This window comes from Nocardia sp. NPDC004123, assembly GCF_053603795.1.
The window spans coordinates 13,436-28,009 of the sequence record NZ_JBSGGG010000019.1 but is presented as its reverse complement, the minus strand read 5'-3'; the positions used below and the strand labels follow the sequence as shown (position 1 = coordinate 28,009).

The window sequence follows — 14,574 nt, the reverse complement described above, 5'->3', positions numbered from 1 at the left end:
ATCACCGAATCCGCGGCCCGGGATACCCCAGCACCCCGGGCCGCTGGTCGGCTACGCCCATAGGAGGGCAGCCATGACCCAGACTCAGTCACCGATCACCACCCCGGAAACGCGGGGTTCTGCGCTCGAAAAGTTCTTCAGGCTATCGGAGCGCAAGACCACCATATCGCGTGAAATCCGTGGCGGCATCACCACATTCGTCGCTATGGCGTATGTCATATTGCTGGTTCCGCTAATTCTCGGCGGCGTCACCGACGCGCACGGGGACAAGCTCAGTATCGCTCAGCTGACCACCACGACCGCCTTCTCCGCCGGCCTGACCACCGTCCTCATGGGCGTGGTCGGCAATGTGCCCCTCGCATTGGCCGCCGGCCTCGGTCTGGTCCCCGTCGTCGCCTATCAGGCCGCACCCCATATGACCTGGCCGCAGGCCATGGGCCTGGTGGTGCTGATGGGCATCGTCATCGTCATCCTGGCCGCCACCGGCCTGCGGACGATGATCATCAATGCCATTCCGCTGGCCATGAAGAATGCCATCGGCGTCGGCATCGGCATGTTCATCGCCATGATCGGCCTGGTCTCCTCCGGCGTGGTGGGACACGGTGCGCCCGGCGGGCCACCGGTAACACTGGGAGTCGAAGGACATCTGGCCGGTTGGCCCACGGTGATCTTCGCGGTCGGCCTGTTGCTGATGCTCGCCCTGTTCATCCGCAAGGTGCCGGGCGCGATCCTGATCAGCATCGCCATCTCGACCGTGCTGGCGATCATCGTCAACGCCATGGCGACCATCGACCCCAAGGCGTGGGGCACCGTCGTCCCCGAGAAGCCGAAATCGCTGTTCGCTTCGCCGGATTTCGGTCTGATCGGTCACATCGACCTGTTCGGCGGCTTCGCCACCGCGGGTGCGGTCACCGCCACGGTGGTGCTGTTCACGCTGGTGCTGACCGGCTTCTTCGACGCCATGGGAACGGTTTTCGGCGTCTGTGACGAGGCGGGCCTGGTGGACGAGAAGGGTCAGGTGCCCGGCATGGGCAAGATCCTCACCACCGACGGTGTCGCCCAGATCGTCGGCGGCCTGTCCGGCGGCGCGGGATCCACGGTGTACGTCGAGTCCGCGACGGGTGTCGGTGAGGGCGCCCGTACCGGTCTGGCCAGCGTCATCTCCGGCGGATTGTTCTGTGCCGCCATCTTCTTCACCCCGATCGCGGCCGTGGTGCCGATTCAGGCCGCCGCTCCCGCCCTGGTGCTGGTCGGCGCGCTCATGATGACGCAGGCCCGCAAGATCGACTGGAACGATCTCGAGGTCGCCGTGCCGGCCTTCATCACGATCGTGCTCATGCCGTTCACCTACTCGATCACGAACGGTGTCGGTGCGGGTCTGATCGCCTACACGGTGATCAAGCTCGCTCGCGGAAAGTACCGCGAAATCCATTGGCTGGTGGCCGTGGTGAGCGTCGTCTTCGTCGCCTACTTCGGTATCAACGGCATCGAATTGGCCCTGGGAGGCTAGTCATGCGCGACATCGCGGCACAACTCTTGGAATGGCATGCGGCGGGCAAGGATTACGCCGTGGCCTCCATCATCGGGATCGGCGGCTCCGCGCCCCGTCCGATCGGCGCGGCCCTGGCCGTGGATGCCGACGGCACCGTCATCGGGAGCATTTCCGGCGGCTGTGTCGAGGGTGCGGTTTACGAGTTGTGCCGCGAGTCGCTGCGAACGGGAGAACCGCTCCGGGAGACCTTCGGCTACAGCGATACCGACGCTTTCGCGGTCGGATTGACCTGTGGCGGAACGATTCAGGTGTTCGTCCAGTCGGTGACCGAGTCCAATCGCGATGCGGTGGAGAAGGTCCTGCGAGCTGAGGGGGAGGCCGTGGCCATGGTCCGCGACCTCGACAGCGGCGCCGTCATGGCGCTGGGCACCTGGTGGACCTCCGGAGCCGAATTCGACGAACGGGTGGTGGCCGAAGCCCAGGCCATGCTCGACGCCGGCACGACCGCGGTGCGCACCGTCGGGTGCGGTGACGCGGAGGTCACGGTTTTCGTGGAATCCCATGTGCCGCCGCCGCGGATGATCGTCTTCGGGGCGATCGACTTCGCGGCCGCGGTCGCCAGAATCGGCAAGTTCCTCGGCTATCACGTCACCGTCTGCGATGCCCGGGAGGTCTTCGCCACCCGCGCCCGCTTCCCCGACGCGGACGAGGTGGTCGTGGAATGGCCGAACAAGTATTTGGCGCGGACCCAGGTGGATGCCCGGACCGTGCTGTGTGTGCTCACTCACGACGCCAAATTCGACGTGCCGCTACTGGAGGTGGCGCTTCGACTGCCGGTGGCGTTCGTGGGTGCGATGGGATCCCGGCGGACGCACGAGGACCGTCTCCAGCGGCTTCGTGCGGTCGGGATGACGAATGCCGAACTGGCGCGGCTGAAGTCGCCCATCGGACTCGATCTCGGCGGGCGGACTCCGGAGGAGACAGCCGTCTCCATCGCCGCCGAGATCGTGGCGGTCCGCCGTGGGGGCACCGGAATGCCTCTGGGCACCTACGGCGGACCGATCCATCGCGATGCGATCGCGGTGCCGGAGGTGACCGTCCCGGACTCGCCGGACGCCCTCCGGCTCACCGCCTGACCGCTGTCGACCGAAAAGGGAACCACGGCAATGCCTTTGATCTTCCTGAACGGGGGTGCCATGCGCGGCGGACCCCTGAACCACCTGCTCGAGGGCGCGCCCTGCGCCGGGGAGGTCAGGACCGCGCCGCACTACCGCTTCTATTCGGTCGGCGACCGCTTCCCCGGCCTGCATCCGGTGGCCTACGGCGGCGCGCCCATCGCGGGCGAGCTGTTCGAGGTGCCGATGCAGGTGCTGCGCACCCGCCTGCTCCCGGCCGAACCGCCGGAGCTGGAACTGGGTGTGATTGCCTTGGACGACAACCGCTCGGTGCTGTCCATGCTGTTGCGCCGCCCGATCATTTCCTACCCGCAGCTCATCGACATCACCGATTTCGGTAGCTGGCATACCTACAGGGAGGAAACGACCCGATGAAGTACACCGCCGACGGTGCTCTGCGGAAGTTCGACGTGCACTGCTCGATCCTGTTCACCGATCTGCCGTTGCTGGAGCGTCCGGCGGCGGCGAAGGTGGCCGGGTTCGACGCGGTCGAGTTCTGGTGGCCCTTCGGCGAGAACCCGGTGCCCGGAGACAAGGAGGTCGACGCGTTCGTCTCCGCGGTGTCCGATGCCGGAGTGCGGCTGGTCGGGTTGAACTTCATCGATCTGGTGCCTGCCGGGCGGGGACTGGTGTCCGTGCCCGGGCGGGAGGCCGAATTCCGGGACAATATCGATGTCACCGTGGGCATCGCCGAGCGGCTGGGATGCCGGTCGTTGAATGCCTTGTACGGGAACCGGATTCCCGGTGTGGACCCGGCGGTGCAGGACGAGCTGGCTGTGGAGAACCTGCGACTGGCCGCGCGCGCCGCCGCGGGCATCGAGGCGCAGGTGGTGCTCGAGGCACTGAATTCCATCGAGTCGCCGGACTATCCGATCGTCTCGGCGGCGCGCGCCCTACAGGTGATCGATGCGGTCGGCGAACCCAATCTCCGGTTCCTCTGCGACCTGTACCATCTCGCGCGCATGGGTGCGGACCTGTTCGCGGTGATCGCCGAGTACACGCCCCGGATCGGGCACGTGCAGATCGCGGATGCGCCCGCGCGCAGCCGGCCCGGCACCGGAACCCTCGATTTCGAGGCCCTCTTCGCCGCCCTGGACGCCGCCGGATACGACGGCTGGATCGGGCTGGAATACCAGGACCCCGACCGTGATTGGAGCTGGATCGAGTGAGCGTCGGGCTGAGCGGTCCGGGCTCGTGGACACCGCAGGGGCACTGTGCGTCGGCGCTGCCGCCCGGCTGGATGATGGAGCGGTTCACCGTGCAGTTGCCGGTCGTCGGACGCACGCGGCATCGCCACGAGCGAGTGGGACTGACGGCCACGAGCGAGTGGGGCTGACCTCGCTTCATGGCGCGGGAGCCGCTGACCGATGAGGGGCCGGCGGCTCCCGTGCGTCACTGCGTCAACGCCCGATCGATGACCACGGCGTACATCGCTGTCTCCCAGGGCTCCGGCTCGGCACCCATGAGGATCTCGTCCAGGAGTGGCGCTCGCGCCAGGCTTCCCGCGCCGTAGTGGCCGGAGGCGCGCGCACTGGCGATGACCGCGTAGATGACGGTGGCATACACCTCGGACCGTTCCGCGAGCACGACACCGTCCTTCGCCTCGAAACGCCGCAACCGATCCTCGACCGCGTCTATCACATCCTGCAGCGTTCGAATCTCGATGTCACTCTGGTCGTCCACGTCCCACCCCGTTCGTTCTGCGGTGCGATTCACCGAAAAGAAATGTCCTGGCCTGCAATTTGATCGGACAGATTGTGATCGGGCATTCGGCGTGCGCTTTCTGCGCGGCGAGCGCATCAGAAACGGTCATCCTCGGCAGTGCACGGTGACTGGATCGTGGAAGGTCGAACATCGTTGGAACCTCCCCTATTCGGGATTGCGACCCCACCAGCAGACCATCAGCGACTGCTTTTGACCGGCAATTCGGGAGAATTCGTGTAGATCAATACCGAACGCGCTCCCGATAACCGTCGACCTACTGCGCTACGCGGGGCCCTCGGCGGATACGGGTGTGGCTCAGGAGGCGTCGGGTGTGCGGCGAGGCGGCCGGGCCACGGCAATGGCGAGTGTGCGCTGTACTCGCCAGGGGAGCGCCGCGAACAGCGACATCATGGCGGCGGTGGTGCCGCGGAGGTCGTCGCGGCCGGAGAGGTAGGCGCGCTGGGATTCGACGGGCAGAGCGAAGAAAGCCTCGAAGAAGAGGGGCAGGTCGGCGGGCGGCAGCGCCAGCAGAGCGCGTAATCCGGCCTGGCGCAGCAGGTGCACAGCGCGCGCCGGACCCGGCCAGAGGGGGTCCCCGGCTACGACGGCATCGGCCGTCCGCAGGGAGGTCGCGACGCTGTATCCCGTTGCCGGATGCGTGAAAGCGCCCGCGGACCCGAACGTGCAGGCATTCGGCCGGCCGCCGTGCACCGGGAACCGGACGCGCTCGACCGGTTCGGTGCCGGTGAGAGTGATTCCCCGGGAACGCAATCGGTGCGTCAGCCGGTCGTGCAGCGTCCGCTGATCCAGCGCCGGGAGCCCGGCCAGGCAGGTCTCCTCCAGCAGGACCCGCTCATCGTCCAGCGGCACCGCGTACAGAAACGACCGGGGCGCATCGGTTTCCGCGCCGTTGTCCGCACGCCAGTCCATGAAATATGTCTCCGGGTCCGGCAGACGGGCCCGGTCCACGATCACCCCGAATGCCGTCTGCTCGGCGAGCCTGGGGGAGCGGGTCACCCCGCGCGCGTCGATGACGCGTCCGGCCGCCAGCACCGAACCCGATGCGAGCCGTACCGACGGCAGATCCAGTCCGTCGTGCCGGTGGCGGGCCGCGGGCGCGATGTCGGTCACGCTGTCCTGCAGGAGCCCCGCCCCCTGCAGGTCCAGCGAATCCTGTAGGCGCGCTGTATCGAAGACGATGTAGCGGCGATCCAGTTCGATGCGGTGCTGCGCCCACACGATCGGGCGGTCGACCGTGGCCCCGACCGCCTCCGGGGCGATCCACTGCGGCAGCTCATCCGCCCAGGCCGCATAGGTGGCCGTCCATCGCCGCCGGGGATGCGGATCGACGATCGTGACCGAGAGTCCGTGCGCCAGCGCGCGGTGGGCGAGGGCTCGCCCCGCCGGGCCCGCACCGCAGATGAGGAGATCATCGGTCACCACGTGATTGGATCATGCCGGGTCGCCCGCCTACGCTTCGGGAATGATGCCGGGCCGGGGAGGGCTCGGGCAGGCCGCGAAAGGTGAGCAGATGACGTATCCACCCGCCGGATTCGGCGGCGATCCCACCGTGCACGGGCAGCCGCCGCAGGATCCGGATCCGGCGTGGTGGGACCACCCCACTCAGCAGACCGGCAGCCAGCAGCAGGCGTCGCAGCCCGGCTGGCCGGGACAGCAGCAGGCCGACCCGGCAGGCTGGCAGCCGACGCAGACGAATTGGATTGGGCAGCAGGGATATCCGCAGCAGCCGGGGTATCCGCAGGACGCGGGTTACGCGCAGCAGCCGGGCTTCCAGCAGAACCCGGGCTTTCCGCAGCAGCCGGGCTTCCCGCCGCCGCAGCCGCCGAAGTCGAACACCGGCTTGATCATCGGTGTGGTGCTGGGCGCGATCGTGGTGCTCGCGGTCGCCGTCGGCGCGATAGTCCTGGTCTCGAAGAAGGACGACTCCTCGCAGGCCGACGCCACCACGACGACCACCACATCGTTGGCCACCAGCGCCCCGGCCACCACCCGTAGTGCGCCCACCACCTCCAAGTCCGCGCCCGGCGGTAGCCGCTTCAGCTACACCGAATTCGGCAAGGACTGGAACTTCAAACTGGGCGACGTCGCGCTGCAGGCCACCTACGTGTCCGGCCGCGACTACGACTCCTGCGCCCCGATCGAGGAGTCGGGCGCGCTGACCGCCCTCGGGTGCACGCGTGCCTCGGAGATGGCGTGGAAGACCGAGAACGGCGCACTCATGCTGACTCAGCTGGTGCTCACCATGTCCGACGCCGGCAAGGCCTCCAGCGCCGACGGCCAGTTCGACGACCAGGACGTGGTGCTCCCCGAAGGCAGCTACATCAAGAACTTCGAAACCGGCAAATGGAAGGACGGCAACCAGGACAAGTTCCTGGTCATCACCGTCGGCACCGCCACCCCGGCCGTCGACGAGGCGACGGTCGAGAAGTACGTGAAATACCGCCACAGCGACACCCTGGGCGCACTCGCCTTCCGCTGAGCACTGCGCAACTCGCGCCCGGCACCCATTCCTGGTGCCGGGCGCGAGTTTTCGATGCTTCCAGTGTCAGATGCCGCCGGTGGCCAGCAGGCCGCCATCCACCCGCACGGTCGTGCCGGTGATCCACGACGACTCGTTCGAAGCCAGGAATCCGATCAGCGCCGCCACATCCTCGGGCGACCCCAGCCGCTTCATCGGATAGATGCCCGCCGCGGCCTCTTCGTCGGCCGAGTACAGCGCGTCCGCGAACTTGGTCTTGATCACGCCCGGCGCCACCGCGTTCACCCGGATCTTCGGACCCAGCTGCCACGACAGCTCCTCGGTGAGCCGGATGAGCGCCGCCTTGGACGCCCCGTACGCGGCGATCACGCCGGTGGACCGCAGCCCCGCGACGCTGGCCACATTCACCACCGCGCCGCCGTGCTCACCCATCCACGCCCGGTACGCCTCCTGCACATACCCCAGTGCCGCAACGACATTCACATCGAAGATCTTGCGCACGGCATCCAGATCGGCATCCATCAGCGCCCCGTACACCGGATTGATCCCGGTGTTGTTGATCAGCACATCCAGCGACCCGAACTGCTCGACCGCGGTGGCAACCTGCTCGGCCCGAGCCGCCGCATCGCCCGAATTACCGGCGACCGCGACCACCTTCCCCGGATACCCCAGCCCGCGCAGCCGCTCGGCCGCCTCCTCCAGCGGCTCCGGCTTCCGAGCCGAAATCACCACATTGGCGCCTCGCCTGAGCAGCTCCGCAGCCACCGCGAACCCGATACCCCGGCTGGCCCCGGTGACCAGCGCGCTCTTACCCGACAAGTCATCACTCATGTGACGGCACGTTACTTCAGTCACGGTTTCGTGCCAGATCTGCCCCATATTGGGGTTCATGCCGTCACACGATACCGGTCGTGATCCCAGGCCGCACAGGGGTTTCCGGACCGATCGCTGCAGGGGTGCTCGAAGCAAGGGGTGCGGCTCACCGGTGAGGAGCGACAGTGCCCGTGCCACCTCCGGCAGCGAGGCGCGGACGTAGGTGTAGGTCGCTCCCGCGGCCCCGCCGGGCTCGCTGTGGCGGCATAGGCCCGCGCGACGGCATATCCGCATTCCCGCTCGACGAAGGTCAGGGTCGTGTGACGGATCCAGTGCGCGCTGAATTGCAGGGCGGCAGCCCACGGCAGCTGTTCGCGAATCCGCTTCGTCAGATAGTCGTAGCGGCGACGCCCCACCGGCCTTCCTCTGCGGTAGCGCAGGACCCGCCATGTGGCCTATTCGCCACCGCGGAGAGCGACGTGCTCGACAAGTCGTCCCATCAGCGTCGGAGACACCGGCTGCCAACGCTCGGTCTCACCCTTCTCACGGAGTTTGACCAGACAGTCCTCGACATTGAGGTCATCGACGGTGAGGGCCAGCAGACCACCACGGCGGCACGCGGTCTCGATATGCAGCCGCACGATCAACGAATCGAGCTCGCAGTCGTCGCCGGTCGTGGACGCGACCCGACCGATGTCGACGACTTGGTCGAGATCCAAGGCATGGCGGGTACTGGGCAACCGGCGCGGCTTCTTGACCTGCAGGGCCGGGTTGTCGTGGGGGTGAAGGATCCGATCCGCTTCGGCGTGGCGGTAGATGCAACGGATCGCGGAGATCATGTTCGTCGCCGCGCCTCGTCCGCCCCGGAAATTGCGCCGAACGACGGCGTTCGACCGATGATGCCGGACCAGCTGATCGATCTCGGTAGCCGTCGGCGAGGTAAGGAGCCGGTCGGGCCAGGCCCTCTCGATGACGCTCCAGTACGAGCCGTAGGTACTGACTATCGTTTCCGGCAGCGCTTCACGCAGATGCCGGATATACGCAGAGAACGTCGGCACCGATACCGCGGCCTGGCCGCGACAAGTCAGATCATCGACAGTGAGCCCCAGCCGCGAGAGTATCTGCAGCGCTGCGTCGACATCATCGGACTTCGCGAGATCCCCTGAAGGGGGCTTCGGAATAGGCCCGCAGTGCGGCAAGCACCAGAGGCGCGGAATACACCAAGATCATCTCGGAGTCGACGACCGCTGCCATCGGAACTCGATCGTCGGGCATCAGACTGCATCGGTTCCTGACCGACGCCGGCAGGCCAAGATGGCCGGTCGAGCGGATGGTCCAGCGGCTGTGGACGGCCCGCTCCACAAGGGCGACACCGTCGATCACGTCTATCGAAATGTACTGGCCTGGCGCCCATTTCACGGCTTTGAGCGCAGACCTGTCGGACAAGCGGCCGTGGTCGTTGACTGTTGCGACCGACCAGTGAACCCTGCCGATCGGGCTCGGTGACGGTGTTCGGGGGAACGCGAAGGGAATCCGGGCAAGTACGCCTGCGCTGTGATCGGAGTGAAAGAACCGCTCGATCCCAGTATCTGCGTGGTGGTTTGGATCATCCACGAACGAGTTCATGCGCGGCAGCTCGGCGTGTGCGGCAGGTGTATCAGAGGTCATGTGGCGACCTCGGTTGGCAGGCTTGCGAGGTCACATCGACCCCATTCCGTCTCGAGAAGGTTCGGTACAGATCGTTGGCGCCGTGTCGGGTTGAGCACTCGGTAGACATGCAGCTGAGGTATCGGATCAGGCCGGTCGAACTCGCTCTCATGGCTTCATGGAAGCGACTCGGCGGTTCGTTGTGCCAGCAGTATGCCGAAAAGTGTTGATGTGGCTTCTTCTCGCGCTAGGGGCGGGTTGGCGATTCAAGGTGGGGCATCGGATTGCCGGGAGCGGGCCTCTCCGGCTCGACGATGGCGATTGCTCCTCAGCAAGAGTCGTCGGTCTTGCCGTCGATGAGGAGGGTTCCCCGAGGGCAGTTCTTCGCTGACCCCGTACGCTGCCCCACGGACTGGTTCATGTCACCAAAGATGCGACCGGGCCATTACCCAGAAGCCCTGCCAGGCATCCGCACGAATGCCTGGCAGGGTCCTCGGGCTGGGCTTGCGACCGCAATTGGTCGCCGTCACTAGACGTTGGCATTGCCCCGGCGCTCCTGGCGATCCTGGCCAGGACGTGCATTCGGTGTGCGACGAGGTGGGCGATGACCTGGCACAGGTCCGCACGCTCCTCGCAGAAGCAGGCGCCCCATTTGCTCCGCCCGTCCAGGAGCCTCCCGTAATCCCTTGGCCTCCTGTCACTCCGGGCCGCGCAGACTACGACGACCCTGCCGCGGTCATCCGCGGATACATCGTCGAGATGGCGAGTGGCCGTCTTGCAGGAGCGGCCGGTTGGCTGCGCGCGCTGACGTTCCACTGCGGCGAGCCCGTCGTCGAGATCAAACGCACGTGGACCACGCCCGCGATGCGTGGGCACGGCCTCGGGCGACGACTGCTGTCGGAACTCGAGCGCCAGGCATCGGCCCACGGCGCGGGCATCCTCCGGCCGGAGACCAATCATGGGCTGGCAGAAGCGATCCGGCTCGATCGCAGCTCGGGATTCGCCGAAGTCGAACCCTTCAACGACGAACTCCATACCCACCACTGGTTCGAAAAGCGCATCACCTGATCAGCGCCCTGCCGACCTCGAAGGTCGGACCGGAGGGGACCAACGCGGGCAAGTGCCGTTGTCGCCCGGCCGATCAGTCGGTGTGTTGGTTGCCCGCGAGGCGTGCCGCCACGCGGTGACGGTGATAACCGGGAAGACCTCGAAATCCACGAGGTCCGTCCAGCTCGCGATCCAGACGCCGATTACATCCTCGTCAGCGGCCTCGATCAGGCGGAAGCAGGTGTTGAGGGGAGTGTCGTCTACGACCCAGCTGTCGATGTGGACGAGGCCGGGTGGGAGCATCCGGCCCCACGCCACGGCGCGTGCGTACACGGGGGCAGGTCCGTGAGGATATCGCTCAATCAGCATGTAGCGCATGGTGATTCTCCCCGTCTCGCGGAGAATAGCTGATTTGTGTCAGAGAATAGGCGCGGGATCGGCCCGCAGCAAGGCTGACGGCGCGGGCCGATCCCGGCTCCTGTGATCAGGGGTGGCTGTGCAGTGGGCGGCCGGCCAGGGCGAGCATGGCTTCGCCGAGGGCTTCGTTCTGGGTGGGGTGGGCGTGGATGAAGGGGGCGACGTCGGTGGGGAGGGCTTCCCAGGCGACCGTCAGTTGGGCTTCGCCGATGGATTCGCCGATTCTGTCGCCGACCATGTGGATGCCGACCACCGGGCCGGTGTCGCCCGCACGCACGACTTTCACGCCTCCGGTGGTGCGGAGGATCTGACTCTTGCCGTTGCCTGCGAGATCGTAAACCGTTGTGGTGCAAGAACCGTACCGTTCGCGGGCGGCGGCTTCGGTGAGGCCGACGGAGGCCACCTCCGGGTGTGAGTACACCACGCGAGGGATGAGGTGGTCGACGACCGGGATGGGTGAGAGGCCGGCGATCTCCTCGGCGACGAACAGGCCGTGCTGGAATCCGCGGTGTGCCAGTTGGGGCCCGGCGACGAGGTCGCCAGCGGCGTAGACCCCGGACACATTGGTGCGCAGCCGGTCGTCGGTGACCACGCAGCCATTGTCGACGGCGATACCCACGGCCTCGAGGTCGGCGCTGCGCGGAGTGCGGCCCACGGCTACGAGCAGGATGTCGGCGGCGAGCGCCTCTCCGTCGGCCAACTCGACCGACACCCCGTTGTCGTCCTCCTTCGCCGCTGCGACGCGGGTGTTCGTGCGTAGCGTGATGCCGCGTCTGCGGAGTGTCCGTGTCAATTGCGTCGAACTCCAGGGGTCTTCGGCCATGAGGAGGCGGGGGAGTGCTTCGACGATGGTCACCTCGGCGCCGAAAGAACGCCAGAGGCTGGCGAATTCGACGCCGATGACGCCACCGCCGAGCACGATCGCCGAACGCGGGATGAAGCCCAACTCCAGAGCTTGATCACTGGTCAGGATGCGGGCACCGGCCTTGATGCCGTCGAGCAGGCGCGGTTGGGATCCGGTCGCCAGGACGACTGAGTCGCCGGTGTAGCGCACGCCCTCCACGGTGACCGAGCGGTCCGGCGAGTAAGCCCCGGCACCCTCCACGATCCTGATCTTGTCGCCGGAGAGCAGCCCGCGTAGTCCTTTGTGCAGGCGCTGTACGATACCGGTTTTGTAGGCGTGCAGCTCGTTTGCATCGATACCATAGACCTCGGCCTTGACACCGAAGGATCCTGCGGTGCGAGCTGTTTCGGCGACCTCGGCGGCACGCAGCAGCGCCTTGGTCGGGATGCAGCCGCGGTGCAGGCAGGTGCCGCCGACCTTGTCGGCCTCGACGAGGGTAACGGTCAGGCCCAGCTGGGCGGCGCGCAGGGCGCAGGCGTAGCCGGCCGACCCGCCGCCCAGGATCAGGACATCACTATGGGTTTCGGTCATCACAGTCTCCCCAGCGCGGCGACGGGGTTCTCGAGGTAGTCGGCGAACAGCCGCAGGAATCCGCCGGCTGCTCCGCCGTCGCACACCCGGTGGTCGAAGCTCAGCGAGACCTGGGTGAGCTTACGGACGGTGAGCACACCGTCGACCACCCACGGCCGGTCGATAATGCGGCCGATTCCCAGGATCGCGGCTTCCGGGTGATTGATGATCGGGGTCGAGCCGTCCACGCCGAAGACGCCGTAGTTGTTGAGGGTGAAGGTACCCCCGGTCAATCGGGCGGGCGGCAGCTTGCCCTCGCGCGCGGTCTCGACGGTGTCGCGCAGCGCACGGGCCAGCTCCACGGTGGTCATGGTGTCGGCGTGGTCGATGACCGGCACGATCAGGCCGCGCGGAGTCTGCGCGGCCACGCCGAGATTCACCTGCCCGTGGCGGATGATCTCGCCGTGCGCGGTGTCCACCGAAGCGTTGAGTTCCGGATACTTGGACAGGGCTGCGATGGTGAGCCGCGCCAGCAGTGCCAGCAGACTCACCTGGTCCCCGGGTGGCAGACCGTGATTGATGGCGGCGCGGGCCCGCAGCAGCTCGGTGGCATCGACGTCGACCCAGGTGGTCGCGTCGGGAATCTCGCGGCGACTGGTGGACAGCTTGTCGGCGACCGTCTTGCGCAGGCCCTTCAGCGGAATCCGCTCGGGATGGAAGCGGGCGGGGCCGGACACGGGAGCTCCGGGTACGGGCGCGGGCGGGCTCTCGACGTCAGCGTGGCTTTCGACATCGGCGCGGACGATGATGCCGCCGGGCCCGGTTCCGGTCAGCGTGGAGAGGTCGATTCCCTTGCGCAGGGCGAGGTTTCGTACCAGTGGCGAGATGACTCGAGGCGCGGACGGCGGGACCTGGATACCGGTCGATCCCATTACGTTCGGTCGCTCGTGCACCTCGGGAGTGGCGGGCGATCGGTGGGTGATGGGCACCCGCCGACGTCGGCGTGGGGCATCGAAACCGGTTCCGTACCCGATGAGCACATTGCCCGATCCTGCGCGTTCCTCCTCCCGATACTGTTCATGACCTGCCGGTGCGGCCAGTGCCGGTCCGGCCGTGTCGGCGTTCGTGCCACGGATGGTGACCAGCGGGGTGCCGACCTTCAGCGTGTCGCCCGCGGCCCCGTGTAGTTCGATCACGGTGCCCTCGAACGGAACCGGCACCTCGACCGCGGCTTTGGCGGTCTCCACCTCGGCTATGATCTGGTCGATGCGCACGGTGTCGCCGACCGTGACCCGCCATTCGAGAATGTCGGCCTCGGTCAGGCCCTCACCGAGGTCGGGCAAGAGGAAGACCTGGTCGTTCACGCGGTCACCGCCCATTGGGTATCGGGGATGTCGTTCCACTGCAGGCGGTCCACGGCGTCGAGGACGCGGTCCACGCTCGGCCGGTGGATCCGTTCGAGTTTCGGTGCGGGATAGGGAATATCGAATCCGTTGACCCGCAGCACAGGCGCCTGCAGATGGTGGAAGCACCGTTCCTGCACGCGGGCCGTGATCTCGGCACCGACCCCGGCGAATCCCTGTGCCTCGTGAATCACCAGGCAGCGACCGGTTTTTCGTACCGATGCGGTGACGGTGTCGTCGTCGAAGGGGACAATCGAGCGCAGATCCACCACCTCGAGGTCGTGACCGTCCGCGGCGGCGGCTTCGGCCGCCTCCAGCGCCACTTCGACTGAGGGGCCATAGGCCACCAGGGTCGCGTCGCGACCGGGCTTGCGCACCAGCGCTCGTCCCAGTCGGTCGTCCGCGCGCGGCTCCACCTCGGCACGAGAGTAGTAGAGCCGCTTGGGCTCCAGGAAGATGACGGGGTCCGGGTCGTCGATGGCCGCGCGCAACAGGGAGTACGAGTCGGCAACGGTCGCGGGCGTCACCACCTTCAACCCCGGGGTGTGGGCGTAGTACGCCTCACTGGAATCGCAGTGGTGTTCCACGCCGCCGATGCCGCCCGCGAAGGGGATACGGATGACCATCGGCACCGACAGCTTCCCGCGGGTTCGGTTGCGGATCTTGGCTACGTGCGAGGCGATCTGTTCGAAGGCCGGATAGGCGAAGGCGTCGAACTGCATCTCCACCACGGGCCGGAAACCCGACATCGCCATGCCAACCGCGAAGCCGATGATGCCGGACTCGGCCAAAGGCGTGTCGAAGCACCGAGTTTCGCCGAAGTCTTTGGTCAGGCCGTCGGTGACCCGGAAGACGCCGCCCAGGGCGCCGACGTCCTCGCCGAAGACGATGACGTTCTCGTCGGCGGTCAACGCATCGCGCAGGGCCAGGTTCAGTGCCTGCGCCATCGTGAGTTTCGGCAT

Annotated in this window: 16 protein-coding genes; 7 read left to right on the top strand and 9 right to left on the bottom strand. The window is 67.0% G+C overall.

The features are described 5' to 3' along the window. Nucleotides 1-73: 73 nt before the first annotated feature. From ACWEQQ_RS27015 to ACWEQQ_RS26995, 5 genes are read left to right on the top strand one after another with little or no spacing between them, the layout of a single operon-like run. Nucleotides 74-1,510, top strand: a complete 1,437-nt coding sequence (locus tag ACWEQQ_RS27015) for an NCS2 family permease (RefSeq protein WP_379390497.1) — start codon at nucleotides 74-76, stop codon at nucleotides 1,508-1,510. A gap of 2 nt (nucleotides 1,511-1,512) precedes the next feature. Next, complete coding sequence (locus ACWEQQ_RS27010) at nucleotides 1,513-2,628, top strand: XdhC family protein (RefSeq protein ID WP_452343079.1); 1,116 nt, start codon at nucleotides 1,513-1,515, stop codon at nucleotides 2,626-2,628. Nucleotides 2,629-2,658: 30 nt separating this feature from the next. Then, complete coding sequence (locus tag ACWEQQ_RS27005; RefSeq protein WP_452343078.1) at nucleotides 2,659-3,042, top strand: allophanate hydrolase-related protein; 384 nt, start codon at nucleotides 2,659-2,661, stop codon at nucleotides 3,040-3,042. After that, nucleotides 3,039-3,836, top strand: coding sequence for a hydroxypyruvate isomerase family protein (locus tag ACWEQQ_RS27000; RefSeq protein WP_452350198.1), 798 nt, complete (start codon nucleotides 3,039-3,041; stop codon nucleotides 3,834-3,836). Before ACWEQQ_RS27005 ends, ACWEQQ_RS27000 begins: the two co-directional genes overlap by 4 nt. After that, complete coding sequence (locus ACWEQQ_RS26995; protein ID WP_452350197.1) at nucleotides 3,833-4,003, top strand: hypothetical protein; 171 nt, start codon at nucleotides 3,833-3,835, stop codon at nucleotides 4,001-4,003. Before ACWEQQ_RS27000 ends, ACWEQQ_RS26995 begins: the two co-directional genes overlap by 4 nt. 56 nt (nucleotides 4,004-4,059) lie before the next feature. Here the strand turns inward: ACWEQQ_RS26995 and ACWEQQ_RS26990 are convergent, their stop codons facing one another. Together ACWEQQ_RS26990 and ACWEQQ_RS26985 are read right to left on the bottom strand one after the other, a co-directional pair. Beyond that, nucleotides 4,060-4,350, bottom strand: a complete 291-nt coding sequence (locus tag ACWEQQ_RS26990) for a hypothetical protein (RefSeq protein ID WP_452343075.1) — start codon at nucleotides 4,348-4,350, stop codon at nucleotides 4,060-4,062. 336 nt (nucleotides 4,351-4,686) lie between these two features. Next, nucleotides 4,687-5,814: a lycopene cyclase family protein gene (locus ACWEQQ_RS26985; RefSeq protein ID WP_452350196.1), complete on the bottom strand. Its 1,128-nt coding sequence runs from the start codon at nucleotides 5,812-5,814 to the stop codon at nucleotides 4,687-4,689. 88 nt (nucleotides 5,815-5,902) lie between these two features. Here ACWEQQ_RS26985 and ACWEQQ_RS26980 point away from each other — a divergent pair, with 88 nt between their 5' ends. Continuing rightward, nucleotides 5,903-6,871: a hypothetical protein gene (locus tag ACWEQQ_RS26980; protein WP_452350195.1), complete on the top strand. Its 969-nt coding sequence runs from the start codon at nucleotides 5,903-5,905 to the stop codon at nucleotides 6,869-6,871. Between the two features lie 66 nt (nucleotides 6,872-6,937). On the opposite strand, the gene ACWEQQ_RS26975 is transcribed toward ACWEQQ_RS26980, so the two are convergent. The 3 genes from ACWEQQ_RS26975 to ACWEQQ_RS26965 all read right to left on the bottom strand — a co-directional run bounded on the left by ACWEQQ_RS26975 (nucleotide 6,938) and on the right by ACWEQQ_RS26965 (nucleotide 9,352). Beyond that, a complete protein-coding gene (locus tag ACWEQQ_RS26975; protein ID WP_452350194.1) occupies nucleotides 6,938-7,702 on the bottom strand; it encodes an SDR family oxidoreductase in 765 nt (254 codons plus the stop codon). 437 nt (nucleotides 7,703-8,139) lie between these two features. Next, a complete protein-coding gene (locus ACWEQQ_RS26970; RefSeq protein WP_452350193.1) occupies nucleotides 8,140-8,883 on the bottom strand; it encodes a site-specific integrase in 744 nt (247 codons plus the stop codon). Further along, a complete protein-coding gene (locus ACWEQQ_RS26965) occupies nucleotides 8,825-9,352 on the bottom strand; it encodes a hypothetical protein (RefSeq protein WP_452350192.1) in 528 nt (175 codons plus the stop codon). The genes ACWEQQ_RS26970 and ACWEQQ_RS26965 overlap by 59 nt, the downstream gene beginning before the upstream one ends. A gap of 456 nt (nucleotides 9,353-9,808) precedes the next feature. Between ACWEQQ_RS26965 and ACWEQQ_RS26960 the strand changes: the two genes are divergently transcribed. Then, complete coding sequence (locus tag ACWEQQ_RS26960) at nucleotides 9,809-10,399, top strand: GNAT family N-acetyltransferase (protein WP_452350191.1); 591 nt, start codon at nucleotides 9,809-9,811, stop codon at nucleotides 10,397-10,399. On the opposite strand, the gene ACWEQQ_RS26955 is transcribed toward ACWEQQ_RS26960, so the two are convergent. The 4 genes from ACWEQQ_RS26955 to ACWEQQ_RS26940 form a co-directional block, all read right to left on the bottom strand. Beyond that, nucleotides 10,400-10,747, bottom strand: a complete 348-nt coding sequence (locus ACWEQQ_RS26955) for a DUF3303 domain-containing protein (RefSeq protein ID WP_452350304.1) — start codon at nucleotides 10,745-10,747, stop codon at nucleotides 10,400-10,402. Between the two features lie 115 nt (nucleotides 10,748-10,862). Continuing rightward, nucleotides 10,863-12,230, bottom strand: coding sequence for a dihydrolipoyl dehydrogenase (gene lpdA, locus ACWEQQ_RS26950; protein WP_452350190.1), 1,368 nt, complete (start codon nucleotides 12,228-12,230; stop codon nucleotides 10,863-10,865). After that, nucleotides 12,230-13,573, bottom strand: coding sequence for a dihydrolipoamide acetyltransferase family protein (locus ACWEQQ_RS26945; RefSeq protein ID WP_452350189.1), 1,344 nt, complete (start codon nucleotides 13,571-13,573; stop codon nucleotides 12,230-12,232). The genes lpdA and ACWEQQ_RS26945 overlap by 1 nt, the downstream gene beginning before the upstream one ends. Beyond that, nucleotides 13,570-14,574, bottom strand: a complete 1,005-nt coding sequence (locus ACWEQQ_RS26940; protein ID WP_452350188.1) for an alpha-ketoacid dehydrogenase subunit beta — start codon at nucleotides 14,572-14,574, stop codon at nucleotides 13,570-13,572. The genes ACWEQQ_RS26945 and ACWEQQ_RS26940 overlap by 4 nt, the downstream gene beginning before the upstream one ends.